The sequence below is a fragment of the Labilithrix luteola genome (assembly GCF_001263205.1).
GTDB classification, from domain to species: Bacteria; Myxococcota_A; Polyangia; order Polyangiales; family Polyangiaceae; genus Labilithrix; species Labilithrix luteola.
On record NZ_CP012333.1, the window covers coordinates 5,012,659 to 5,037,268 of the forward strand.

Genomic DNA, 24,610 nt, shown 5'->3' on the forward strand with positions numbered 1-24,610 from the left:
GGCTAGAGTCCCGCGGCAATGATCCGCTCACGATCCGTTCTGTCCGTCGGGGGACTTCGCCAATGTCTCGGGCACAGTCTAGGGCTCGCTGCCACCGTCACGCTCGGCGCGACCCTCGCGTTCCTGAGTGGCTGTGAACAGAAGAAGGAGACGCCGCCTGCGCCCGTCTCCTCGGCGCAGTCCGCGACGCCCAAGGAAGCGACGCCTGCACCGAAGCCTGCGGCCACCGTCGATCGCTCGCTCCTCGCCGCGTTCTCCGTGCTCCCGGCCCGCATGGTCTCGCCCACGGCGCCCATCACGGACGACCAGATCGCGCTCGGCAAGCAGCTCTATTTCGAGAACCGCATCTCGAAGGGCCAGGCCATCAGCTGCAATACCTGCCACGGCCTCGACACGTACGGCGTGGACAACAAGCCCACGAGCCCGGGCCACAAGGGCCAGCTTGGCGCGCGTAACTCGCCGACGGTCTACAACGCAGCGCTCCACGTCGCTCAGTTCTGGGACGGCCGCGCGAAGGACGTCGAGGCGCAAGCCCTCGGCCCGATCCTCAACCCGGTCGAGATGAGCATGGCGAGCGACAAGGCCGTCCTCGAGGTGCTCAAGTCGATGCCGGAATACGACGCCGCCTTCAAGAAGGCGTTCCCGGCGGACAAGGACCCGATCACGTACACGAACGTCGGCAAGGCGATCGGCGCTTTCGAGCGCACGCTCGTCACGCCCTCGCGCTGGGACAAGTACCTCGGTGGCGACGACAGCGCCCTCACGGACGAAGAGAAGGCGGGTCTCGCGAAGTTCCTCGACGTCGGATGCAACACCTGCCACGCAGGTGCGGCGGTCGGTGGTCGCGACTTCAAGAAGCTCGGTCAGGCCAAGGCGTGGCCGACGGAGCTGAAGGACAACGGCCGCTTCGACGCGTCCAAGGACGAGGCGGATCGCTTCTTCTTCAAGGTTCCGTCGCTCCGCAACGTCGAGAAGACGGCGCCTTACTTCCACGATGGCTCGGTCAAGACGCTCGACGAGGCCGTCACCCTCATGGCGCGGCATCAGCTCGGCAAAGAGCTCTCGGCGGACGACGTGAAGAACATCGTCGCCTTCCTCAAGAGCCTCACCGGCGAGCTCCCGAAGATCGAGAAGCCCACGCTTCCGAAGAGCACCGCGAAGACGCCGAAGGCCGACCCCAACTGAGTCGTCGGCTCTAGACGTCGACAAAGCGAAGAGGCCTCGACGCCTGCACGGCATCGAGGCCTTTTCTCATTTCGTGTTCGTGTTCGTGTTCGTGTTCGTGTGCGCGATTAGTTCACGCCGCCACCGCAGACGTTGGCGAGACCGCCACCGCCGCAGGTTTGCGGAGAGAGGCAGGTTCCGCAGTTGAGGATGTCTCCGCAACCGTCGGCGACCTGACCGCAGTTCGCGCCCGCCTGGGCGCACGTGCGAGGCGTACACGAGGGCGTTCCGCACTTGCCGTTGATGCACTGCAGGCCTGCCGGGCAAGCGCAGGCGGGGGTGATAAGGCCACCACAGCCGTCGGCCACGGGGCCGCAGACCGAGCCCGCGGCGGGCGTCGGGCAGACGCCGGGCGTGCACGCGCCCGCTCCGCACTTGTTGGGCGTTCCTCCACCACCGCACGTGCCGGTATTGCACGTACCGCAATCGAGGGTGCCTCCGCATCCGTCGCCCATCTTTCCGCACTGGCCAGCGGCGCACGTCTTCTTCGTGCAGGCAGGCGAACCGCACTTGCTCGGCATACCGCCGCCACCGCAGGTCATGCCCCCGGTGCAGTCCGGGCAGGTGATGACGTTGCCACAACCGTCACCAGCCTGGCCGCATTCGACGCCCTGCTCGGCGCACGTCTTCGCCTTGCAAGTCGTCGGGGGAGCGCCCGTCGACACGCACGAGGCGAGGTCGAAGAGCATGAAGGCGAGAACCTTCTCCTGCGTGGTGAGCGGGTTGTTGTCACACTCGGCCGGGAAGACGACGTTGTTGGTGTTCGAGCCCGTCGTCACGTGGAAGTCGCTGAAGAGCACGCGACCACATTGCTGGTCCGCGGGCTTCGTCCAGTCGGTGTTGAACGTGTAGTGCTGGACGCTCGAGACGTTCGGCGAGCTCGCCGTCGTCGTGTAGAGCCAGCGCTGGGCGGGCGACGTGATGGGACTGTCCACGTCGTGTCGCGCTTCGTTGATGGTGATCTGAGGAGCGGGGGTCCACGGCGGCGCACCCGCCGGCAGCGGCGAGAGCAATCCGCCGACGATGTTGAGCCACTGCGCGAAGGCTTGGCCCTTGCCGAACGACGTGTCGAGGGTTGCGGTCGCCGCCGGCCACGAAGCCTGATCGGCGCCCCACGACGCTGTCGAGTTCCAGGGAGCAGCGCCCGTGTTGTAGAGCCAGACGTAGCTGAAGTGCGTGGCGTAGACGCGTCCGCCCTTGTTCGCGTACTCGCGCACGTTCTGCTGTTGCGTGACCGACTTGTCCTGACGGCCTCCGACGCACTCGAAGAGCGTCATGTCGTACTTCGCGAGCTCGTTCGGATCGTTGTAGAGGGTGTTCGCGGCGGGAGTGCCTGCCTGTTGGTTGCACGTACCCGCGCTCGTGCAGGTTCCGCCGGCGACGCACGCGTCGACACCGCACGTGCCGTTGCCGCTGTCACACGATGCTCCCGGGGCCTGGCTTGCGTTGCAGCGATTCCCGTTGCTGCTGCATCGGAGCTCCGCCACGCAGGTGCCGGCGCCGTCGCAGGTTCCACCGATGTTGGAGCAGCGGTTGTCGGTGGTCGTGCATCGGCCCGGGCTGCCACAGGTGCCTTTGCCGCTATCGCAGCTCGCTCCGAACGTCGTGCAGCTGGTGCCGTTGCTGCTGCATCGGTTCCCGCAGGTCGTACCGGGCGCCGTGCAGGTGGTGCCCGACATGCTGCAGGTGGTCGCGCAAGTCGAGCCCGCGCTCTTGCAGCTGGTGCCGTTGCCACTGCAGCGGTTCCCGCAGCTCCCTCCATAGTTGCTGCACGATTCGCCGGAGCCGCTGCACAAGCCCGAGGACTTCGTGATGACGGCGCCGTTGTCCTGATAGAGCCTGATTCGGCCGTTGCCGGACGGATTCGTGAACTCGGAGTCCTCGATGCCGATCTTGCGGAAGACACATTCGAGGCCGTCGACGTTGCCGGTCGAGATGGCGGTGAGCGGAATGTCGCCCTCCGTCTTGTTCTTCGGCAGCCGGGTCTTCAACGCATCGACCGGCGTGTTCGTACAGGCGCTCGTGACGACGGTGAACTGCTTGCGCCAGCGTCCGAGCTGGATGACGACGGGAATCTCGTTGGTCTTGCCGGGTGCCGTGCTGCTGACCGGTACGTTCGGCAAGAGGAACTTGCCGTCCGGCCCGGTGGTGGTCGTCACGAGCGCCACGCCCGCCGTCGCCGCCCCACACTGCTCACACGTGACGCCGGTGGTGAATGGCTTCACGGGGGCATTGGGCACGTAGACGGTCGCGCCGTAGATCGGCAGGACGCCGTTCGGGGACGTGACCGTTCCGCTGATGCTCGTGGTTCCGCCGCCAGCGCAGGTGGTTTGCTGCGGACAGAGCCCCGTGCACGTGGTGTTCGTTCCGCAAACGTTCGCGGTGCCGCCGCCGCCACACGTGTCGGCACCTGCACAGGCGCCTCCGCAGCTGATGATGCCTCCGCAGCCGTCGGCGATGGGCCCGCAGTTCAAACCCGCGGGGCATGCCGTGAGAGGCTTGCAGGCTTTCCCGCAGACGCTGGGTACGCCGGCGCCACCGCAGGTTTCACCCTTCGTCGCGTCGCACGTCCCGCAGTTGATGAGGCCGCCGCAACCGTCGGAGACAGGACCGCAGTTTGCGCCGACGTCGGTGCACGTCTTCGGTGTGCAGACGACACCGCCGTCGTCGCCCGCGTCGCCGCCACCGCCGCCCAACCCACACTTGCTCGCGCCGCCGCCTCCGCAGATTTCCCCCTTCGTCGCGTCGCACGTTCCGCACGAGGGAATCACGCCTCCGCAACCGTCGCCTGCGGCACCGCAATTGGCACCGAGGTCGGCGCACGTCAGCTTCGTGCAAGGAGGCTTCCCGCAGACGCTCGGCGTTCCGCCACCACCGCACGTCTCGTCGGCGCCGCTACACGCTCCGCATTGAACGACGTTTCCGCATCCGTCACCGATCGGGCCGCAGTTTGCGCCCAGGTCGGCACACGTCTTCGGCTTGCACGTGCCTGTCGGATCCGTCGATGCGTCATCGCCGATGAGCGGGCCCGGTCCGGGCTGTTGCGTATTCGTGCCGGCTTCGTCGCCGGTTTGCGACCCATTTCCAAACGTGCTGTCGTCCCCGCTCGATCCGCAGGCGAAGATCAACCCGCCTGACACGACGACGGACACCGCCAACATGCGGCCTGTGAAACGCATTGGTTTCCTCCCTCCGGGCGCCAACCCGCGACCCATTCGGACTCACGACACTTGGCGACTCGCGCGTTTCAAATTCGGACGAAAGCAACAATGCGCGCAGAGTAGCTAGTATCGAGAGTATTCGATCCCGCTCCCATGTCCACTTCATGGAGGGCCTTCGCGAGCGATTCTTCCTGGCGTTTGCTTTCCGCAGCGCGCTTGTCGTCTGCAGCGTCCGCGACAACTCGCTCTGGTGACGGTCGCGTGGTCCCGCGGTCGCGCGGTCGCCACACCCACGTGGCTCGATGGAAAGACACTGACGTCCATGGGAGAAGCGGCTGCCTGAGGACCGCTCTCGGCAGGCGTGTCGTTTTGCAACTCGCTTGCATCTGTCTTGGCATCTCGCCTTGGCATCTGTCTTGGCATCTCGCCTTGGCATCTGGCTTGGCAACTCGCCTTGGCACCTCGCTCGTCTGACGCCTGCTCCTCACCCTCTTTTCTCCTTCGCGTCTCGCTCTCCTCGCCTCGATTGGGCGTTCGCTGGGCGGCGTGCGAATCCGGACGCGCATTCGCAGGTTCGCGATAAGACGAGCTCGCCGCACACGCTTTGCGGTTCCTACGGCGGGTTCCGCCACCGCTCCTCGTTCGCGGCGCCGGCCCCGGCACCGGCGCCCGCGCGTGAGCTCGCATCCGCTTACTGATGTAGGCGTCGTTCGGTCAGCTGGGCACGAGAGCATGTGAGCATGTGGGCTGGCGCCTTCATCGGATCCATTCGACCCTCGGCTCGGCGCCCGAGCCCGAGCCCGACCGGACAGCAGGCACGACTGGGTCATCGCGCCAATGGGGGCCGCTCGCGCGCGCCGCGCCCATGCCCCCGTCGCGTTCGTCCTGAGTGAGGACGGGGCAGAGAGCCCGCCCCGCGCGCTCTAGACCGCGCATCGGCGCTTCTCCGCCTCGCTCTCGCTCTCGCGTTCGCGTTGCTCGAGCGCACCGAAGCGCGAGCGATGAACGCGCCCGCCGAGGACCGCCCATGCATGTGCTCTGCACGGATGTCGACTTCGCCAGGCCCTCACCGACGAGCTCGTCCATGCGAAGCCCCCGACTTTCTCGGGCCTCAGCCGTCGCTCACTTTTTCTTCGCGTCGCATGATCGATTCTCGCGCGTCACGCACACTGGATGCCGCTTGCCCGTCCCGCACGGTGCGGGGCGCCTTGGAGAGTGCCTTCCAGGAGCCTGTGATGTCGTCGAAGCTGTCGGTCGCCGTAGCTTGGGGAGCCTTTGCGTTCTCGTCCGTTCTCGTGGGCGCAGCGTGCGCCACGAACGGCGACGAGCTCCTCGGTACGATCGATACGCCGGCCTCGCCCGAGGCCGGAATCATCGACCCGGGGTTCTGTCCTGCGGTCTGCAGTGACGACAAGCGCTCGGTCCTCAGCAGCTGCCGCCCCGAGAACGCGACGGCGTGCGGTCCGGCCGAAGAGTGTGTCGATGCCAAGTGTGTGAACGCCTGCGAGCGTGCCGAGGTGGGGCAGGCGTCGGTCGGTTGCGACTACTACGCGGTGATGATGGACATCGCCGCGCCGGAGGGCATCGGCGCTTGTTTCGCCGCGTTCGTGACGAACACCTTCAGCGCGCCGGCGCATCTTCAAGCGAGCCTGCTCGGCAAAGACATCGACCTCGCTCGGTACGCCAAGCTGCCGTCGGGCCACGGCCGGTCGCTCGAGTACCTGCCGTACGATCCCGCGCGGGGTCTTCTCCCGGGTGAGGTCGCGATCCTCTTCCTCGCGAACTTCGGCGACGTGAAGTGCCCGGTGCCGGCGCCTCTGTCGACGGGCGCGTGGGTCAAGGGGACGGGCCTCGGCAACGCGTTCCATGTCCAGAGCGACGTACCCGTCGTGGCGTTCCAGATGCTTCCTTATGGAGGCGGCAACGCCGCGATGACGGGCGCCTCCCTGCTCTTGCCGACGAGCGTGTGGGGCACGAACTACGTTGCCGTCAACGCGTACAAGGACAGCGGCAGGTTGCCCTCGATGGACATCGTGGCCGTCGAGGACAAGACCACGATTCAGATCCTGCCGCGCGTCGACATCAAGGGCCTCGAGGGCATCATTCCTTCGGGCACGGCCGGCAAGCCGGTCTCGTACGTCTTGAACAAAGGCGAAGTGCTGCAATTCAGCCAATCGGCGGAGCTGACCGGAAGCCCGATTTCGTCGGACAAGAAGATCGGCGTCTTCGGCGGCCATCAATGCATGGACGTGCCCGAGGGCGTTGGCTATTGCGATCACGCCGAGCAGCAGATTCCGCCCGTGCGCGCGCTTGGTAACGAATACGTTGCCGTTCCCCATCGCCCGCGCAAAACGGACAAGCCCGAGACGTATCTCTGGCGCGTCGTGGGCGCGGCCAACGGAACGCAGCTAACCTACGACCCGCCGACCGTGGCGGGGCCGCCGAAGCTCGACATCGGCGGATTCGCCGAGTTCAACGCCGACGGCCCGTTCGTGGTGAAGAGCCAGGACAAGAACCATCCGTTCATGCTCTTCGGCTACATGACCGGCGGACAGAATTACGACGAATACGGCGATCCCGATTTCGTTCGTGTCATCTCACCAGCGCAATACCTCGATTCATACGTCTTCTTCACCGACCCTACGTACCCCGAGACCAACCTCACCGTCGTTCGGCAAAAGCACGGAGAGGTGTTCGAAGACGTCTCGCTGGATTGCTATGGCGTGCTGAAGGACTGGACGCCGCTCGGCGCCGACTACCAGGTCACTCGTGTCGACCTCGTGCGCCACGACTTCGAGGCGCAGGGCGAATGTGACAACGGCGTTCATTCGATGTCGTCGAAAGGCAAGTTCGGATTGTCCGTTTGGGGGTGGGGAACCCCCGAGACCTCGGGCGGCGTCTGCAACGAAGACACGCCGAAACAGGATTACACGTGTGACGTCAGCTACGCGTACCCGGCGGGAGAACGCGTGACGCCCATCAACGACGTCGTCGTCGGCCCGCCCGTCAATTAGTTCTGCGCGATTCGGCTTCGTCTCGCGCCCCGCTCTTCGTCTCGCGTCTCGTCTCAGGAGGGTTCACGTCCATGCGCCGCTTCCTCGTCCTTGCCGTTGCTTCCGCTGCGATGCTCTCCCTTGCTGCGCTGCCTGCCGGTTGCAGCAATTCGGAGTCGAACGGATTCGATCCGGATTCGCCCGACGCCCAATCGCCGGATTCGGGCCGCCCGCAGGAAGGAGATGCCTCGGTGCCCGACGCTGCGTCGGACGCGCCGTACGAAGCAGGCCCGCACGAGCAGGGCTGGGATCCGTCGTTCTCGCTACCTGGTGTGGCGGGGCGCATTCACCCGACGGTGACATCGATCGCACGCGTGGCGAATCGCCAGATCGCACTTGCCGGCACCTTCGAGCAGGCCGGTTCGGTGCCGGTGAAGTTCGTGGCGTTTTGGAATGGCAATCAGTGGCTCTCGATCGGTAACGGTCTGCCGGACAGCGTCGACGTCATGGCTGCTCTGCCGACCGGTGAGCTGATCGCAACGGTGCCCGTCTTCGAAAACGACGCCACGGTCTACAAACTCTTCAAGTGGAACAAGACCACCTGGAGTGAGGTGGCGTCGTTCGACGGTTGGGTCAAGTCGCTCGACGTTGCACCAGACGGGACGATCTACGCCGCCGGATGGTTCTCGAAGGTCGGCGCTACCGACGCTCCCTACGTGGCCAAGTTCGACGGCACGACCTGGAGTGCATTCCCGGGCGTGACAAGCAACGTCGGCGTGATTCGGCTCGTGGGCGGGAAGCCTTGCGTCGGCGGGTTAATTGGCGGCGACGGCGTCGGTCTGCAGTGCCTGGAAGGTGGCTCGTGGGTCCCAAAGGCATTTGGCCCTCAGGCGAACGGCGAGATCATGGACATCGTCGAGCAGAACGGTGACCTCGTCGCCGCCGGTCGATTCAACCTCGACTGGGAGAGTTCAGCGGGAAGCCTTGCGCGATGGAATGGAGCGACGTGGCAGCTCATCGGCGGAGGCGTCGAAGGTGTCGGCGCAGGCGAGATCCGCGATGTGGAGGTCGACGGGGACAAGATTTACATCGCTGGTGAAGTCCGATTCGTGGCTGGCCAGAAGGCCAGTGGCGTTGCCATGTTCGATACGACCCAGAATCGCTGGTCGTCGCTCAACGACGGCGTCTTTGGGTCGTCGGGCGGTTTTGACCCAGGAATCTCGGTGCCGGCGTCGGTCCTGGCGAAAGATCAAGGCGGTGAGATCTACGTGGGCGGAGGCTTCTCGCTCATCGGTGGCCGTATTGCCGTTGGCGTCGCGCGTTGGGACGGCAATCAGTGGAATCCCGTCGACGACCCGAAGGCCAAGCGTCTCGGCGTCAACGCCAGTGTGCACGGGATGGCCGAGGCGACGGACGGTTCGCTCTACGTCGTCGGTGAGTTCGAGTTTGCCGGCGGAGACGTGGCTACCTCGCACGTCGGTCGGCTCCAGAACGATGCGTGGAAACCGCTTGGGTTCGGTCTCGATGGGCCGGCGTACGCCGTCGCCGCCGCGGGCAATACGGTCTACGTTGGCGGGGCGTTCACTTACAGCGGCACGGTCGTGTTGCCGTACATCGCGCAGTGGAACGGAGCGACGTGGTCGGGGGTCGGCTCGGGCTTCGACTCGGACGTTACCGCACTCGTTGTTGGGCCGGATGGAGCGCTCTACGCCGGTGGCAGCTTCTCCAAAGCAGGCGCGACGGTCGTCAATCACGTTGCCAAATGGGATGGCCACCAGTGGTCGCCGCTCGGTGATGGTTTCGACAATGACGTCCAAGCTCTCGCCTTCGGAAGCGACGGCAAGCTCTATGCGGGAGGCGGGTTTACTCACTCGGGAGCGACCGAGTTGCTGCACGTTGCCGTCTGGGAAGGCACCAAGTGGAGCGCTCTCGGACCGGGCGTCGACGACAGCGTACACGCGATGACCTCGTATGATGGCAAACTAACGATCGGTGGCTCCTTCATCACGTCCGGCAGCGAGCCCGTCGAAGGCCTTGCATCATGGGACGGAACGAGGTGGACGGCGATCGGGGGCGGCGTTCATTCCAAGGGCGGCTTCCCCGGCTACGTCCAAGCGTTGACGGTGCACGAAAGCGACCTCTACGTCGGCGGCGTGTTCGATCTCGTCGGCACGTCGCCGGACGGGGGAGCGGGGACAACCGTTGCGAGCGTCGCGAAATGGAGCGGGACGACGTGGTCCGACCTGAGCGGCGGAGCGGCCGATGCAGTCAACGTGCTCGTCTCGGCCAAGGACAACCTGTGGGTTGGCGGCAGCTTCACGTTTACGGCGAACCGAGGCTCGGCCTATATCGGTCGATATTGGTTCACCAACTGATGCCTGATTGAGAATTATCTTCCCTCGTTCTACCCATCGAGCCATGCAGCACCTTCTTCGGCTCTCCGCAATTCCTCTCGTCTCTGCCGCTCTCCTCGCGGCGTGTGCGCTTGGTGGCAGTGACGCGGTCACGCAAACGCCCGATGCGGCGGCGCCTGGGTTCGGCGACGATCTCGACGCCGATCCGACGACGTGTCGGCTCCAGAACGGTATCGACGACGACGGTGACGGATATTCCGAAGCCGAAGGCGACTGCGACGATTGCCGCAAAGCCTTCAACCCGGGCGCGTACGACTACGACGGAAACGGGATCGACGAGGACTGCTCCGGCGTGCCGGACGACGAGCCGAAAGGTTGCGACGTCGGTGCGGCGCTCGACGATCCCGATGCCGCCGCGGCGGTACGGGCGCTGGGCCTGTGCAGATGGGCGTCGCTCGACGCGAACGGCAAACCGAAGACGTGGGGAGTGATCTCTGCGAAGTACGTCAAGCCGGACGGAACGCCCGAAACGGATCCGCTCTCGCACGGCATCATGACAGCGTTCGGCGCGAACACGCCGCTCGACGGCAAGACGCTCCTCGCGCTGTCGAGCGGCTCGGCGCGTACGCCCGACATGCCGGGCTATCACGACTTGCTCGGCTATCGAAAAGGCTACAAGAGCGGTGTCCCCGAGGGCTATCCGAAGGAATCTCCGGCGTGCCCGGGCACCGTTTCGGGACAGGCGAACGATGGCGCGGGCCTCGAGCTCGAGATCCGCGTTCCCACGAACGTGAAGTCGTTCCACGTCGATCAGAACTTCTTCACGCTCGAGTTCCCGGGCTACGTGTGCAGCAAGTACAACGACTTCTACGTGCTCGACATGAGCCCGAAAGTGCCGGAGTACCCCGATGGCAACGTGGCGTTCGACGCGGTCGGCAATCCCATCAGCGTGAACAACGCGCTCTTGCAGGTCTGCGAGCCGCGCACAATCGATGGGCGCAACTACCCTTGTCCTCTCGGCGTCGCTTCGCTGAAAGGCACGGGCTTCGACACCGTGTCCGACGACTACTCGCCAGCGCCTCATGCGGCCACGGGATGGCTGACCACCTGGGCTCCCGTCCAGGGCGGTACGACCATCCGTCTTCGCTTCACGATCTGGGATTCGTCCGACGGCAATCTCGACTCGACGGTGCTGGTCGACCGGTTTGCCTGGGCGGACGTCGACCGCCGTGGCACGGCCCCGTCCGAGATCCGCTGAACGGTCTTCTCGCCGGCCTCCGATCGTGCGACGACAGGGGCCCAATGAAGCTCCTCGTCGTCGCCGCGTTCGAACCCGAGCTCACCGAATTTCGTTCGCTCGCGCGCGACGCGAACGTCGCGAATCTCGAGGTCGCCGCGATAGGCGTCGGCCTCGTCGAGGCGGCGATCGGCATGACGCGCGCGATTCACCAGCATCGGCCCACGCATGCACTTCTCCTCGGCACGTGCGGGGCCTTCGCCGGCGGAGTGGCAATCAACGATGTCGTGACGGGCGCTCGCGCGATTCTGCTCGACGGCCCGTCCGTCGAGTCTCGCGCGGCGCTTCCTCCTCCGCTGCCCCAAGAATGCGGCCTCGCGCTCGCCCCGCCGATCGTCGCGGCGGGAGCAACGTCCGTGGAGATCGCCAACACGCTCGGAATCACCACCGACGACGCGCTCGCGACGAACCTTTCGGCGGCCGCGAGCAAACACCCGAATCCGAACGGTGCGGTCGAACACCTCGAGGCGTTCGCGTTCGCGCGCGCGTGCGCAGCGGCCGGTGTCGTGGCGGGCGTCGTTCTCGGCGTGGCGAACGTGGTCGGTTCACGAGGGCGAGAGCAGTGGCGAGCGAATCACGTCGGCGCGTCGGCCAAGGCCGCGCAGGTGGCCATCCGCGCCGTCGTGGGAATGAACGCAGCCTGACTTCAGATGGGCCCGCGTACCTTGGATTCGCGGGCCCACACGCGTCCGGCCTTGGCCGCATCGACGAACGCGGCAATCCCTTTGGGGCCCTCGAGGCGAATGACGCCGCCGTCTTTCTCGACGCGTGCTTGTTCGATCAACGCTTCGCCGCCGTCGAAGACGCCGATGACCTTGAGGTGCCCATAGGCGTCGCGCACGAAGTCGACCGCTCCGGCGTCTTTGGATAGTGCTGTCGCTCCGGCCCTGGATGGCGCGAGCACCACGGCATCGAAGAAGATCGACGGTGCAGCGGCGAGGGCGTGATCGGGCGTGAGCCCTTTGCCATTGCGCGGTTTGATGCCTCCGATCTTCGGCGCCACGACGGCGAGTCTGCCGCCGGCCTTCGCCACGGCTTGACGAATCTTCTCGACCATCGACGCGTCGGAGCCGTCGGTCACGATGACCGCCACCTTGCGGCCCTTCAGCGTCAGCTTCGCCTTCTTGACGATGCTCAGCGCGGGCGACGGTTTCATGTCGATGGGCGCCTTGGCCGGCTCGATGTCTTCGGCCTGACCTTCCATTCCGAGTGCGAGCTCGACGCGTCGATGCAGCTTGCCATCGATGTTGGCGAGGTGCCCGAGCATGCGCCGGCGCACGGCGACGGTCTCCACCTTGCCGAGCTCGAAGGTGAAGGCGGCCACGATGTGCCGTTGCTCCGGCTCCGACATCGAGCGCCAGAAGAGGCGCGCCTGGCTGTAGTGGTCGGCGAAGCTCGGCGAGCGTGTTCGCGTCTTCGGGCCCGAGACGTTGGCGGGATAGCTGGCGTAGCCGGCCGCGGGGCTCTCGCGCGGTACGCCCGTCTCGAGGCTGTTCGGCTCGTAGGCGACGCGGCCCTTCGGCACCATCATCTGCATGAAGCCGTCGCGCTGGAAATTCCGCATCGGGCACTTCGGCGCGTTGATGGGAATCTGGTGGAAGTTTGGGCCGCCGAGGCGGATGAGCTGCGTGTCCTGATAGGAGAAGAGTCTTCCCTGTAGGAGGGGATCGTCCGTGACGTCGATTCCCGGGACGAGGTTGCCCGGGTGATAGGCCACTTGCTCGGTCTCCGCGAAGAAGTTCTCCGCGTTCTTGTCGAGCACCATCTTTCCGATGGGCTGGAGTGGCACGACTTCTTCGGGAATGATCTTCGTCGCGTCGAGAATGTCGAAGGGGAACTTGGCGGCGGTCTTTTCGTCGAAGGTCTGAATGCAGAATTCGAATTCCGGATAATCGCCCGCTTCGATTGCTTCGAAGAGATCCCGCCGGTGGAAGTCCGGATCGGCGCCGCTGATCTTCATGGCCTCGTCCCACAGCACCGATTGCGAGCCGATGGTCGGTCGCCAATGGAACTTTACGAACGTCGAGGCGCCCTTGGAATCGACGAAGCGGAAGGTGTGGACGCCGAAGCCCTCCATCATCCGGAACGAGCGCGGGATCGCGCGGTCCGACATGGCCCACATGAGCATGTGCATGCTCTCGGGCATCAGCGAGGCGAAGTCCCAGAACGTGTCGTGCGCGGATCCTGCCTGCGGATAACCCCGGTCGGGTTCCATCTTCACCGAGTGGATGAGATCGGGAAACTTGATGGCGTCCTGGATGAAGAACACCGGAATGTTGTTTCCGACGAGGTCGAAGTTCCCTTCCTCGGTGTAGAACTTGACCGCGAAGCCGCGAACGTCGCGCGGGAGATCGACCGAGCCCGCACCGCCGGCGACCGTCGAGAATCGGACGAACACGGGCGTGCGCTTGTTGGGATTCTGGAGAAATGCCGCGCGCGTGAGTTTGGAGAGCGATTTGTAGGGCTGGAAGTAGCCGTGCGCGCCCGACCCGCGTGCGTGCACGATGCGTTCGGGAATTCGCTCGTGATCGAAGTGCGTAATCTTCTCGCGAAGGACGAAGTCCTCGAGGAGCGAAGGCCCTCGCGGGCCGACGCGCAGGGAGTTCTGGTCGTCGGAAACGACGATGCCCTGATTCGTCGTGAGAAGAACGCCGCGCGACGACGCCGTTTGATGGAGCTCACCTCCGCTCCCGGCGAGCGTGTCCGACGATCCACTTCGACCTGCCTTGGCTGCACGCTTCTTCGAGCCCATCGCGTTTCCCGCCTCCTCCATCTCGCGCGAAGCCACGTCTTCGGCAAGGGTCGACCAGTTCACACCTCGACGCGCGATGGACGCAATGCGTCGCTCCGTCGCCGCGCTTCGCAGTCGCGTGATTACTGCGGAAGGAGATCGGCGATGAGCCCCAGCGCGATGCCGGGCCGGAGCGCGTAAGGCGCGAGGAGGTTGCGTGCCCTGTCGCCTTCTTGAACGAAGTAGGAGCGATTGCCGGGGTCGTAATCGAGAACTCCGGCAATCTCGATGGACGCACCGCGGGTGATGCGAACGTCGAGGCCGACGGATGTTCGGAGGATGGGCGCGATGCGCGATCGTCGCGCTTCGACCGTGACGGCAGGCTCGCCGTTTGGTCCGGCTTGGACGGTCGCCCCGCGCGGATCGATACCGAGCGCGTCGAAGCCGAGTCCTACGCCGAAGTGTAGGGTGAGCCGGCTGTCCGTCTCGCGCCCGAGATCGAGCATCGGACGGAATGCGATGTCGTCGAGGCGAAGACCGATTGGCGATTGGTCGATCGATATCGGCAGCCGCCATTGGCCCGTGAGCACGAGACCGAACTGCCACGGACCGCGGACCAGCGAACCACGGAGAGAAATCCACGGGCCATGCGCCACGTGATCGGCGGAGAAGGCGAGCACCTCGTAGCCGGCACCGAGCCGAGCTGCGAAGTGGGAGTGGTTGTCCTCACCGACGATCGCCGGCGGCGTGGCGGGCAAATTCTTCGGAGGAGTGACTTTCGCTGGCGGCGACGGCGATGGCGAAGGCTTGGTGAGCTCCTGCCGCGCGACGCCGATCGATCCGCCGGCCAGCAACGTCTCCACGGCCGAGCCGACGATGTGCGCGACCTGCTCGCGAGCGACGTCGTCGAAGCCCGAGCTCAGCGCGACGCGGCGCACGTAGATGCGCTCCCAGGACGTGTCGGCGATGGAGACGACGCACACGTCACCACGCACGTCGAGCCAGATACGGGCAAAGGCAGGGGCGGGCTGCGCAGGCGGATTCGTGATGGCTCGCGCGTCGATCTCGGACGTTGTCTCGAACGTGGTCTCCACGCGCTTCGAGGGCTCGGCGTTCAGGTGTTCGAGCAGGTCGCGGAGCGTTGCTTCCGTCGCGCTGGCGTTTGGATCGCTCCCGATGACCACGCGGACGAGGCGCGAGTCCGGCGCATCGGGCGCTGCCGGCGCATGCGGCTCGGCATGGGCACGCGTGCCAGTGAGCGTGACGGTGAGGAAGGGAAGGACGCTCAGCGCGCCGATGGCCGCGAGCCAACGCACGCCAAGAGCGTACCTTCAGTCGCCGAGGACCACGAGACGTTGCCGCGCGCGATCGGCGTGAACGGAGGTCGGGTGGTGTTCGAGCAGGTCTCTCCACGCCGCCCGCTCGGCCGTAGCGTCGCCCAAGCGCATGCATGCGAGGGCTCGCCCGACCCGCGCTTCTTCGGCCAGCGAGCCCGAGGGCTCACTCGCCAAGTACGCTTCGAAGAGCGGACGAGCTTGCTCGGCCTTCCCTTCGCGATCGAGCAGGAGCCGCCCGAGGGCGACGCGCGACGTCGACGCCTCGCGGCTGCTCGCGAACTTCGATTGGAGCTCACGATAGAGGCCCACGGCGCGAGACGTCTCGTTTGCCCGTCGAGCTTCGTTCGCCTTCGCGAAGAGCTCGGCAGCCGAGAGCTCGACCTCGGCGGATGGAGGAGGTGGGGGCGCTTGGATCGCGCGGATCGCTTGCCGGCGAGGCTCCTCCACCCGTGCCTCCGGCAGAGCATTGGCACTGATCGCGGGTGGAGTCTCGACCGCCGTCGTCTCCGCGATGCGCGGTTCGTTCGTGTTCGCATTCGCGCCGAGCGGAGACGCGGGCCGATCGACGGCGGCCGGCGAAACGGCGGGGGGCGTGGCGGCGACCGGCTGCCCGGAGCGGTACTCCGCTGCGTAAGCAAGAGCACCCACCGCGAGCGTTGCGGCTGCCAGGTACGTGACCCACGGCGTTCGTCGAGGCGCGAGCACCGGTCGATTGCCGACCGACGCCAGCGTTCGACCGATGGCGTTTTCGATGCTCGCCGCGTCGGTCGATTGGGGGGCGAGCTCGGGCGCATGCTCGAACGCGCGCGCCACCGTCCGCTCGAGCTGCGTGGCGTCCGAATCGCGTGCCTTCATGACGCCACCTCTTCGACCTCGAGCAGCTGCTTGAGCGCTGGATCGGCTTCGATGCGCGCACGAAGCGCCTCGCGCGCGAGCCGAACCCGGCTCCGCACCGTGTTGATGGGCACGCCGCTCACCTGCGCGATCTCGTCGAGCGAGTACTCGAAGACCACGCGGAGGGCGAGGGCCTCGGCCTGCGGCTCGGGCAGGGCATCGAGGAGTATCCGGAACGCTTCGCGTTGACGGAGGGCGGTCCACTCTTCGGGCGGCGTGGTCGGAGGAGCGTTGAGCGGCTCGCTCGTTCGCACGTGGTCATCGAACAAACCGCTGCGTGCGCGATCACGACGGCGAGCCGCAAGCGCAGTCCGAATCCCGATGCGCAGGGCATACCTTCGCAGGTTCGTCTCTCCGCGGTACGCATCGAGCGCGTCGACGAAGGCGAGCAAGGACTCCTGCAGGGCGTCATCGGTGTCGGTGGTTCCGAGCATGGATCGCAGGCCACGAAGAACCGTCGGAGACACCTGACGAAGCAGCTCTCCCAGAGCCGTGCGATCGCCCGAACGCGCGCGTTCGAGGACGGGCAAGAGCGGATCCTTCCGAGGATCCGGCGTCACCGCGTCGTCCGTCGCGACGAAGAGCGGTCCTCTCGCAGCCGTCATCGTCATGGTTGATAGCGCTCCGCCGCGAATGTCCGCAAACGGAGGTGGTGTTTGCTCCGCAATTCGCGCTCTGGTGTGCGCGAGCCGCGAGAATCGATCACCGCGCTGGGTCGATTTTCGCGGTGCCGTTTCGGCTCAATCGCTGACGACCGACTCGAAGCTGGCGGCCTGCGCGGCCTTCCAAGCCCGAGCGTAGGAGGCCGGAAGATCGACGCCGAGGAGGGCGCCGCTCTTCAAGTACTCGTACATCTCTCCGTAATGCTTGGATTCCGTGGGGCTCACGCGCCGGTGGACGTGCCACGGTCGGAGCTCGCCCGGCGTGGAGAGGCCAGCCGCGCCGAGGATCTCGGTGAAGGCCTTCACGGTGTTCTTCTGGAAGCTGGCGACACGTGAGGCCTTGTCGTCCACGACCAGGCCGCGGACGAGCTCGGGATCCTGCGTGGCGATTCCCGTGGGGCACGTGTTGGTGTTGCACTTCTGCGCCTGGATGCAGCCGAGCGCGAACATCATGGCGCGCGCCGAATTGCAGAGATCCGCACCGATCGCGAGCTTGTGGGCGATGTCGAAGCCCGTCACCACGCGACCGCTCGCGATGACGCGGATGCGATCGCGCAGGCCGACGCCCAAGAGCGAGTTGTGCACGAAGACGAGGCCCTCGGTGAGGGGCGTACCGACCACGTTCGAGAACTCGAGAGGCGCCGCGCCCGTTCCGCCTTCGCCTCCGTCGACCGTGATGAAGTCCGGCGTGATGCCGGTCTCGAGCATGGCCTTGCAGATGGCCAAGAACTCGCGGCGCTTGCCGATACACAGCTTGAAGCCGATGGGCTTACCGCCCGAGAGCTCGCGCAGCTTCGCGATGAAGGTGCACATCTCGAGGGGCGTCTTGAAGGCGCCGTGCGCAGGCGGCGAGATGACGTCTTCGCCCATCGGCACGCCGCGGATGCGCGAGATTTCTTCGGTCACCTTACGCGCCGGGAGAATGCCGCCGTGCCCGGGCTTGGCGCCCTGACTCAGCTTGATCTCGATCATCTTCACGTTGGGGTGGGCAGCCTTCTCGGCGAAGCTCGAAGGCTCGAAATTTCCCTGCCGATCGCGGCATCCGAAGTAGCCGGTGCCGAGCTGCCAGACGATGTCGCCGCCCTCTTCGAGGTGATACGGCGAGAGACCGCCTTCGCCCGTGTTGTGGGCGAACTTGCCGATCTTCGCGCCGCGATTCAGCGCTCGCACCGCGTTCGTGCTGAGCGAGCCGTAGCTCATCGCCGACACGTTCAAGAGCGCCGCGTCGTAGGGCTGCTTGCAGTCGGGCCCACCGATGCGCACGCGCGGAGCTTCGTGAGGCGCGTGCTTGGCCATGAGCGAGTGGTTGATCCACTCGTAGCCCACCTCGTAGACGTCCTTCTCGGTGCCGAACGGAACCGTGTCAGTCACGTTCTTCGCGCGCTGGTAGACGAGCGAGCGGAGGTCACGGCTGAAGGGGCGCCCCGAGGCATTCGACTCGACGAAGTACTGCTGCAGCTCCGGCCGGATCGACTCGAAGAGGTAGCGGAGTCGCCCGATGATCGGGAAGTTGCGGCGGACGGCGTGCTTCGTCTGCAGGAGGTCGTAGACGCCGAGCAGGAACAGCGCGGTCGTGGGAACCGATACGGCGATCCCGGCGATCGGCGACGCCCAAACGAGCAGGGAGACGAGTGCGAAGACCCCGATCGAGGCGAGGAAGAAGAGATGGCGGGGGGACATGCTGGACTCCGCCGCGAACGTGCGGCGCCACATCATACGCACCTATCCCGATGGGAAAGGGCCGGGAGGCGTTGCCCAGAAAGATGCTGAAATAGAATGATTTCATAGTCCCATGAGGTGTTGCAAAAGAACACAGTGGCCTACGCGGGGGCGGGATGTCAGGAAGGAGCCCGCCGAAGGTGGTCGCGGCGCTCTCCTGGCGTCGACACTTCGGGGAGGGCTTCGCCATGTCGCTTCCGAAGATTGTTTCGCTTCTCGCGCTCACCTTCGTCGCCGCCGGATCGGTGGCAGCGTGCGCGGCCGATACCTCGTCCGCGGACGAGGGTGACGTGGTCAGCGGGGAAGATGCGCTCAGCGCGAGCACGTTCGCGTGCCAGGACGACTCGGACTGCGTGGCCGTCGACAAGGGCGGCTGTTGTCCGGACGGGACCGAGGTCGCGGTCAACAAGTCCAAGACCAAGAGCTACGCGAAGTCCGCCGTCTGCAAGAGCAAGAGCCACATCTGTCCTCAGCACCGTGTGCTCGAGACGCGCGTCGCGCAGTGCAACTTCGCCACCAAAAAATGCGAGATGGTGCAGCCCGCGGACATCTCCTGCGGAGGCTTCATCAAGCACGCCCACAACTGCCCGGATGGCTATCTCTGCCTCCACGACGGCAACCCCGATCGAGGGGGGCACTGCGAAGCGCAGTGAGCAGTGAACCGTGAGCGCGTGGCGCTATTCGGTGCGCATGATGACGTGGAAGCCGTAGTCGGTCTCCACCACGTGACTCACTTCTCCGGGCTTCAGCTCGAACGCGGCGTCGGCGAATTGGGGAACCACGTCGGAGCGCTGAATCGTACCCACGGAGCCCTCGCGTGACTTTGCGCCGGGCTCCTCGCTGTACTCGCTGACGACGTCCGCGAACGACGCGCCTTGTTCGAGCTTCGAGCGGGCCTCTTGCGCGCGAAGGCACCCTTCCTCGCGCGTTCGCGTGACGCTCTCGGGCGCCTTCTTCGCCCCCGCGTACTTCACGAGAATATGCTTCGCGGTGATCTTCGCGGGCTCGTCGGGATGGCGCTGGCGCTTCGCGTCCGCCACGGCCAGGCATTTGTCGGCGGGCGAATCGAAGGTCGGCTGCGCCGTTTTGGACTCGGGCAGCGTCGACCTCGTACCGCCGCACGCTCCCACCGAGGACGCGAGGCCCAAAGCGAGACCGAAAGCGAGAGCCAAAACGTATGCCTTGGGAGCGACAGCGAGTCCGAAGCGAGCGTTTTCGAGCATGTCCGTTTGAAGAACGGTATCACGGGCGTGGATTGCCGATGACCGCCGATCGGCCCTATGACTGAGGAATGCGTTTGCCGCTCGCGATGCGCGCTCGGGCTCTCGTGGAGCAAAAGGGAGCTCGCGCCGTCCTCGACTCGCCGCGCCTCCGCGCGCGCTTCGCCCGCAAGCGCTCACTCCCCGTCGACGGGCAGCGCCTCGATCCGCAGCTCGCAGCGCTCCTGGGCATCGACGACCTGCTCGGTGTCTCGGACCTCTCGCGGCTCGTACCCTCGAAAGCACGCGCACGCATGATGGGCCAGGTGCTCGCGTGTGAAGCGGCGCCTCCTGGTGGGGTCGACACGCGCGCGCTGTCCATTCCGTGTCCGGCGGGCGATCGGCCGGCACGCCTCTACGTTCCGCGCGCGCTCACCGCTCCGTCGCCGGCCATCCTCTACTTGCACGGCGGGGGCTTCGTGACGTGCGACCTCGACACGCACGACGTGCTCTGTCGAAGGCTCGCGCTCGGTGCACGGGCGCGCGTCGTCTCGCTCGACTATCGCCTCGCCCCCGAGCATCCCTATCCGGCGCCGGTCGAAGATGCGGTGGCGGCGTTTCGGTGGTTGGCCACGAAAGCGGCCTCGTTCGGGATCGACGCGGCGCGCCTGGCCGTCGCGGGCGACAGCGCGGGCGGGAACCTCTCGGCGAACGTTGCTCGCCACACCCGTGACGACGCCCGAAGGCCCGCGCTCCAGGTCTTGATCTATCCCGCGGTCGATGCGCGTCGACTCCAGCGCTCGCACGCGCTCTTCGGTGAAGGCTACTTCCTCACGAAGACGATGCTCGACTGGTACTACGACCACTACGGTCTCGTCTCGCGGCGCCTCGAGCCCGACTTCTCGCCGCTCCTCGCCGAAGACGTCTCGCGCGTCGCCCCTGCGCTGGTCTACACCGCCGGCTTCGATCCGCTTCGCGACGAAGGCGCGGAGTACCACGAGCGACTCGTCAGCTCGGGCGTATCGAGCCGTCTCGTCTGCTTCGACTCGCTGCTCCACGGATTTGCGTGCATCACGGGCGTATCGAAGGCGTGCCTCGAGGCCACCGAGCGCATGGCCCACGAGACCGGCCTGGCGTTACGCGAGGGCGTGCGCGACTCGCGCATTGTCGAGGTGGGGCAGGGCCGGTAGCCTCGAGCGCGGGGGCATCCACGTGCGTCTCGCTGCCATCGACTGGCTGATCATCGCGCTCTCGCTCGTCGTCTGCTTCGTTCCCGCGCTGTTCTTCGGAAAGCGCGCCTCGAAGAACACCTCCGAGTTCTTCGTCTCGGGGCGCTCCGTTCCGTGGTGGCTCGCCGGCCTCTCCATGGTCGCCACGACCTTCAGCAGCGACACGCCGAACCTCGTCACCGACATCGTTCGTCGTCAGGGCGTCGCTGGAAATTGGGCGTGGTGGTCGTTCGTGCTCACGGGCATCGCCACCGTGTTCTTCTATGCGCGGCTGTGGCGGCGCTTGGGCGTGATGACCGATCTCGAGTTCTACGAGCTTCGGTATTCGGGAAAGGCTGCGCGCGTCGTGCGTGGCTTTCGCGCGCTCTATCTGGGGTTTTTCTACAACTGCATCATCATGGCCACGGTGAACCTCGCGGCCTGCAAGATCGCCGCGGTCTTGTTCGGGCTCGATCGCTGGCAGACGCTCCTCGTCGTCGGCGCGCTCAACGTGGCCTTCGCGATGCACGCCGGGCTGTGGGGCGCGCTCGTCATCGACATGATCCAGTTCTTCGTGAAGATGACCGCCGTCATCGCCGCGGCCTACTTCGCGGTGTCGCTTCCTCAGGTTGGCGGCGTTTCGGGGCTGATGAGCAAGCTCTCGTCGCTTCGCGGTCCGGGAGGTGTGCACTATCTCGATATCCTCCCCAGTTTCCAAGACGACCGCGATCTCGCGCTCGCCGTCTTCGTCATGCCACTCGCGGTGGCGTGGTGGGCCGTCTGGTATCCCGGCTCCGAGCCCGGCGGCGGAAGCTACATCGCGCAGCGCATGCTGGCATCGAAGTCGGAGAAAGACGCGCTGGGCGCGGTGCTCTTCTTCAACGTCGCGCACTACGTGCTTCGCCCGTGGCCCTGGATCCTCGTGGGGCTCGCCTCGATCGTGGTCTATCCCGAGCTCGCCGACATCCAGAGAGCGTTCCCGCACGTCGATCCGAAGCTCGTCGGACACGACATCGGCTACCCGGCGATGCTCAAGTTCCTGCCCGCCGGGTTTCTCGGCCTCATGGTGGGCGGTCTCGTCGCGGCGAACTCGTCGACGATTCTCACGCACCTCAATTGGGGGCCTCGTATTGCGTGAATGACTTTTATCGGCGATTCGTGAAGTCGGACGCGCACGAGCGTCACTACGTGCTGGCGGGGCGTCTGGCCACGGTGCTCCTCTTCGCGTTCTCGTGCGCGGTGGTGTTCCTCCTCGACTCGGCCAAGGGTGCCTTCGATCTCGTGCTGCAGATCGGGGCTGGAACCGGGCCGCTCTATCTCGTGCGCTGGTTCTGGTGGCGCGTGAACGCGTGGTGCGAGGTCGTGGCGATGGCGAGCTCGTTCGTCGTCTCGGCGGTGTTCCTCGTGTTGTCGCATCGAGGCACCGTCTTCAGCACGCACGTGGCGCTCGTCATCACGGTGTTCGTCACCACGTCGGCATGGATGGCAGCGGCCTTCCTCGCGCCACAGACGAGCGATGAAGTGCTCGTGCGCTTCTACGAGCGCGTTCGCCCCTTCGGCCCGGGCTGGGCGCGCGTGCGCAAGCTCGCGGGCATTCCCGCCGACGATCCGCGCGCGAGAGGCAACATTCCTCTCGCTCTTTGCGGATGGGTGAGCGGCTGCGTGCTCGTCTGGTCGAGCCTCTTCTCCGTGGGCAACTGGCTCTACGGGCGCACCTTCTATGCCACGATCATGACCGCGTGCGCGCTGGCGAGCGGCCTCGTCCTGATCACCGTGGTTCGACGCCTTTGGGCCGAAACGTCACACGACGAGGGCGCTGCCGCCGAACCCTGACTACGGCGACGCGAGGAGTGCCTCACGCGCACCGTTCTCGGCGAGCGTGGCGAAGGCGGTCTTCGCGCCGAGCTTGACCAGCTCCTCCGGTGCGAAACCGCCGGTACCGACACCGATGCAGACGGCGTCGATCGCGAGTGCCGCGGCGACGTCTTTGGGCGTGTCGCCGATGATGACCACGCGACACTCCTCGATGCGCACGCCGAGTGCCGCGGCGCCGCGATGTGCACCGGCGCGCAAGAGCTCGGCGCGGTCTTCGGCATCGCAACCGAAGCCGCCGAAGGCGAAGTGCACGTCGAGCGAACCGCGAGCGAGCTTGGTCATCGCTCCGCGCCGCACGTTGCCCGTGCCGAGGCCGATCGCGAGGCCTGGTTCGCCTCGCAAGGATTGGAGCAAGACCTCCACACCGGGGAGCACGCGATAGCTCCCGGCGCGCGCGACCTCGTCGGCGAGGCGCTTCAAATACGCTTCGAGCACGGCGTCGATGCCAGCTTCGTCGGGCGTTCCGCCCCCGTTGGCGGCATGGATCACGCGGAGGCCTTCACGCACGATGGCGCGGTCGGTCATGCCGGCGAAAGAGAAATGCGAGCATGCCTCACCATTGCGATGCACGTCGGCGAACGCCGCCGTCATGGCCCGTCGACCCGCTCCGCCGGTCAGGATGAGGGTGCCGTCGATGTCGAAGAGCAGGACGGTGGGGGTCGTGGAGCTCGCGGAACGCATGAAGTTCGACCTCGTGAGAGACGCCTGGGACGGGTCGAACATATTACTGCGGCGACAACTTGCACGGGCCTTGGATTTCGGGGCCCAATTCAATCAGCGCAACCGAGTTGCGCTGTAGCATCATCGTCGTCATGCCCTACCTGTTCGAGACGGACGAGCACACGCAGCTTCGTGAGACGGCTCGCCGCTTTTCGCAGAAGCACATCGCGCCTCATGCGCATGCGTGGGAGGAGGCCAACGAGTTTCCGCGCGAGCTCTACCGCGAGGCCGCCGAGGCCGGGCTTCTCGGGGTTTCGTATCCCGAAGACTACGGCGGAGCCGGCGGAGACATCACGCACGCGCTCGTGGCATCGGAAGAGATGGTGCTCGCGGGCCGCTCTGTCGGCACGTGCGTGGGGCTCGGCAGTCACGGCATCGCGCTGCCTCCGATCGTGCGACTCGGCAGCGACGAGCAGAAGGCGCGCTTCGTCACACCGGTGCTGCGTGGCGAGAAGATCAGCGCGCTCGCCATCACCGAGCCCTGGGCAGGGAGCGACGTGGCCAGGATCCGGACGAAGGCCGTGCGCGACGGCTCACATTACGTGGTCGACGGCAGCAAGACATTCATCACGTCGGGATGCCGCGCGGACCTCGTGACCGTTGCTGTGCGCACGGGGGGAGAAGGGCACGGCGGCATTTCACTTCTCGTCGTCGAGCGCGGGACGGAGGGCTTCTCCGTGAGCAAGAAGCTCGCGAAGACCGGGTGGTGGGCGAGCGACACCGCGGAGCTCTCGTTCGAGGGCTGCCGCGTACCGGTCGAGAATCTGATTGGCGAGGAGAACTCCGGCTTTCTGGCGATCATGCTGAACTTCGCCACCGAGCGCCTGTTCCTCGCCGGGCAGTGCGTGGCGATCGCCGAGCTCGCTTATCGCGAATCGGTGTCCTACGCGCGCGACCGTCACGCCTTCGGTCGCTCGATCATGGGCCACCAGGTGATCCGTCACAAGCTCGCCGACATGGTCACGAAGCTTGCGGCGGCGCGTGCGCTCGTCTCGGAGTGTGCCGTTCGCCACGTGCGCGGCGAGCAGGTGCCCGGTCTTGCGGCGATGACCAAGAACGCGGCCACGGACATGTGCTCGTTCGTCGTCGATCAGGCCGTGCAGATCCACGGCGGCAGCGGCTACATGCGCGAAGTGCTCGTCGAGCGCCTCTATCGCGATGCGCGTCTCTATCCGATCGGCGGCGGGACGCGCGAGATCATGAACGAGATCATCGCGAAGACCGAGGGCTACTGAG

At 66.0% G+C, this 24,610-nt stretch carries 18 protein-coding genes; 10 read left to right on the top strand and 8 right to left on the bottom strand.

Annotated features, from left to right (window positions below):
- The first annotated feature begins 18 nt into the window (after nt 1-18).
- Entirely contained in the window at nt 19-1,185 is a 1,167-nt protein-coding gene (locus tag AKJ09_RS22155; RefSeq protein WP_146649203.1) for a cytochrome-c peroxidase, read from the top strand.
- 107 nt (nt 1,186-1,292) lie between these two features.
- Here the strand turns inward: AKJ09_RS22155 and AKJ09_RS22160 are convergent, their stop codons facing one another.
- On the bottom strand, nt 1,293-4,403 hold the full coding sequence (locus tag AKJ09_RS22160; protein ID WP_146649204.1) for a carboxypeptidase-like regulatory domain-containing protein: 3,111 nt from the start codon (nt 4,401-4,403) through the stop codon (nt 1,293-1,295).
- Between the two features lie 1,217 nt (nt 4,404-5,620).
- Here AKJ09_RS22160 and AKJ09_RS22165 point away from each other — a divergent pair.
- The 4 genes from AKJ09_RS22165 to AKJ09_RS53190 all read left to right on the top strand — a co-directional run bounded on the left by AKJ09_RS22165 (nt 5,621) and on the right by AKJ09_RS53190 (nt 11,673).
- A complete protein-coding gene (locus tag AKJ09_RS22165; RefSeq protein ID WP_146649205.1) occupies nt 5,621-7,399 on the top strand; it encodes an IgGFc-binding protein in 1,779 nt (592 codons plus the stop codon).
- Between the two features lie 71 nt (nt 7,400-7,470).
- Nucleotides 7,471-9,753, top strand: coding sequence for a Kelch repeat-containing protein (locus tag AKJ09_RS22170; RefSeq protein ID WP_146649206.1), 2,283 nt, complete (start codon nt 7,471-7,473; stop codon nt 9,751-9,753).
- Nucleotides 9,754-9,796: 43 nt separating this feature from the next.
- Nucleotides 9,797-10,990 carry a choice-of-anchor L domain-containing protein gene (locus tag AKJ09_RS53185; protein WP_169927747.1) on the top strand — a complete coding sequence of 398 codons (1,194 nt, stop codon included), beginning with the start codon at nt 9,797-9,799 and terminating at the stop codon, nt 10,988-10,990.
- 44 nt (nt 10,991-11,034) lie between these two features.
- Complete coding sequence (locus tag AKJ09_RS53190) at nt 11,035-11,673, top strand: phosphorylase family protein (RefSeq protein ID WP_169927748.1); 639 nt, start codon at nt 11,035-11,037, stop codon at nt 11,671-11,673.
- Between the two features lie 2 nt (nt 11,674-11,675).
- Here the strand turns inward: AKJ09_RS53190 and AKJ09_RS22180 are convergent, their stop codons facing one another.
- The 5 genes from AKJ09_RS22180 to AKJ09_RS22200 all read right to left on the bottom strand — a co-directional run bounded on the left by AKJ09_RS22180 (nt 11,676) and on the right by AKJ09_RS22200 (nt 18,333).
- Nucleotides 11,676-13,781, bottom strand: a complete 2,106-nt coding sequence (locus AKJ09_RS22180) for a catalase (RefSeq protein WP_146655617.1) — start codon at nt 13,779-13,781, stop codon at nt 11,676-11,678.
- 122 nt (nt 13,782-13,903) lie between these two features.
- Nucleotides 13,904-15,076 (bottom strand): hypothetical protein, encoded by a 1,173-nt coding sequence (locus tag AKJ09_RS22185; protein ID WP_146649207.1) that lies wholly within the window; start codon nt 15,074-15,076, stop codon nt 13,904-13,906.
- Nucleotides 15,077-15,091: 15 nt separating this feature from the next.
- Nucleotides 15,092-15,952, bottom strand: a complete 861-nt coding sequence (locus AKJ09_RS22190; RefSeq protein ID WP_146649208.1) for a tetratricopeptide repeat protein — start codon at nt 15,950-15,952, stop codon at nt 15,092-15,094.
- Complete coding sequence (locus AKJ09_RS22195) at nt 15,949-16,596, bottom strand: RNA polymerase sigma factor (RefSeq protein ID WP_169927749.1); 648 nt, start codon at nt 16,594-16,596, stop codon at nt 15,949-15,951. Before AKJ09_RS22195 ends, AKJ09_RS22190 begins: the two co-directional genes overlap by 4 nt.
- Nucleotides 16,597-16,731: 135 nt before the next feature.
- On the bottom strand, nt 16,732-18,333 hold the full coding sequence (locus AKJ09_RS22200; RefSeq protein ID WP_146649210.1) for an FMN-binding glutamate synthase family protein: 1,602 nt from the start codon (nt 18,331-18,333) through the stop codon (nt 16,732-16,734).
- Between the two features lie 227 nt (nt 18,334-18,560).
- Here AKJ09_RS22200 and AKJ09_RS22205 point away from each other — a divergent pair, with 227 nt between their 5' ends.
- Nucleotides 18,561-19,025, top strand: a complete 465-nt coding sequence (locus AKJ09_RS22205) for a hypothetical protein (RefSeq protein WP_146649211.1) — start codon at nt 18,561-18,563, stop codon at nt 19,023-19,025.
- Nucleotides 19,026-19,049: 24 nt separating this feature from the next.
- Here AKJ09_RS22205 and AKJ09_RS22210 read toward each other — a convergent pair whose 3' ends face one another.
- Nucleotides 19,050-19,412: a peptidylprolyl isomerase gene (locus AKJ09_RS22210; protein ID WP_240488553.1), complete on the bottom strand. Its 363-nt coding sequence runs from the start codon at nt 19,410-19,412 to the stop codon at nt 19,050-19,052.
- A 251-nt stretch (nt 19,413-19,663) separates the two neighbouring features.
- Between AKJ09_RS22210 and AKJ09_RS22215 the strand changes: the two genes are divergently transcribed.
- The 3 genes from AKJ09_RS22215 to AKJ09_RS54345 are packed head-to-tail and all read left to right on the top strand — an operon-like array spanning nt 19,664 to nt 22,612.
- On the top strand, nt 19,664-20,761 hold the full coding sequence (locus AKJ09_RS22215) for an alpha/beta hydrolase (RefSeq protein ID WP_146649213.1): 1,098 nt from the start codon (nt 19,664-19,666) through the stop codon (nt 20,759-20,761).
- Between the two features lie 22 nt (nt 20,762-20,783).
- Entirely contained in the window at nt 20,784-21,917 is a 1,134-nt protein-coding gene (locus tag AKJ09_RS54340; RefSeq protein ID WP_205633768.1) for a sodium:solute symporter family protein, read from the top strand.
- 20 nt (nt 21,918-21,937) lie between these two features.
- Nucleotides 21,938-22,612, top strand: a complete 675-nt coding sequence (locus AKJ09_RS54345; protein ID WP_205633769.1) for an SLC5/6 family protein — start codon at nt 21,938-21,940, stop codon at nt 22,610-22,612.
- Here the strand turns inward: AKJ09_RS54345 and AKJ09_RS22225 are convergent, their stop codons facing one another.
- On the bottom strand, nt 22,613-23,335 hold the full coding sequence (locus tag AKJ09_RS22225) for an HAD family hydrolase (protein WP_146649214.1): 723 nt from the start codon (nt 23,333-23,335) through the stop codon (nt 22,613-22,615). It lies immediately after the preceding gene.
- A 131-nt stretch (nt 23,336-23,466) separates the two neighbouring features.
- Between AKJ09_RS22225 and AKJ09_RS22230 the strand changes: the two genes are divergently transcribed.
- The gene (locus tag AKJ09_RS22230) at nt 23,467-24,609 is read left to right on the top strand and encodes an acyl-CoA dehydrogenase family protein (protein ID WP_146649215.1); all 1,143 of its coding nucleotides are present in this window, start codon (nt 23,467-23,469) and stop codon (nt 24,607-24,609) included.
- Nucleotide 24,610: the final 1 nt, after the last annotated feature.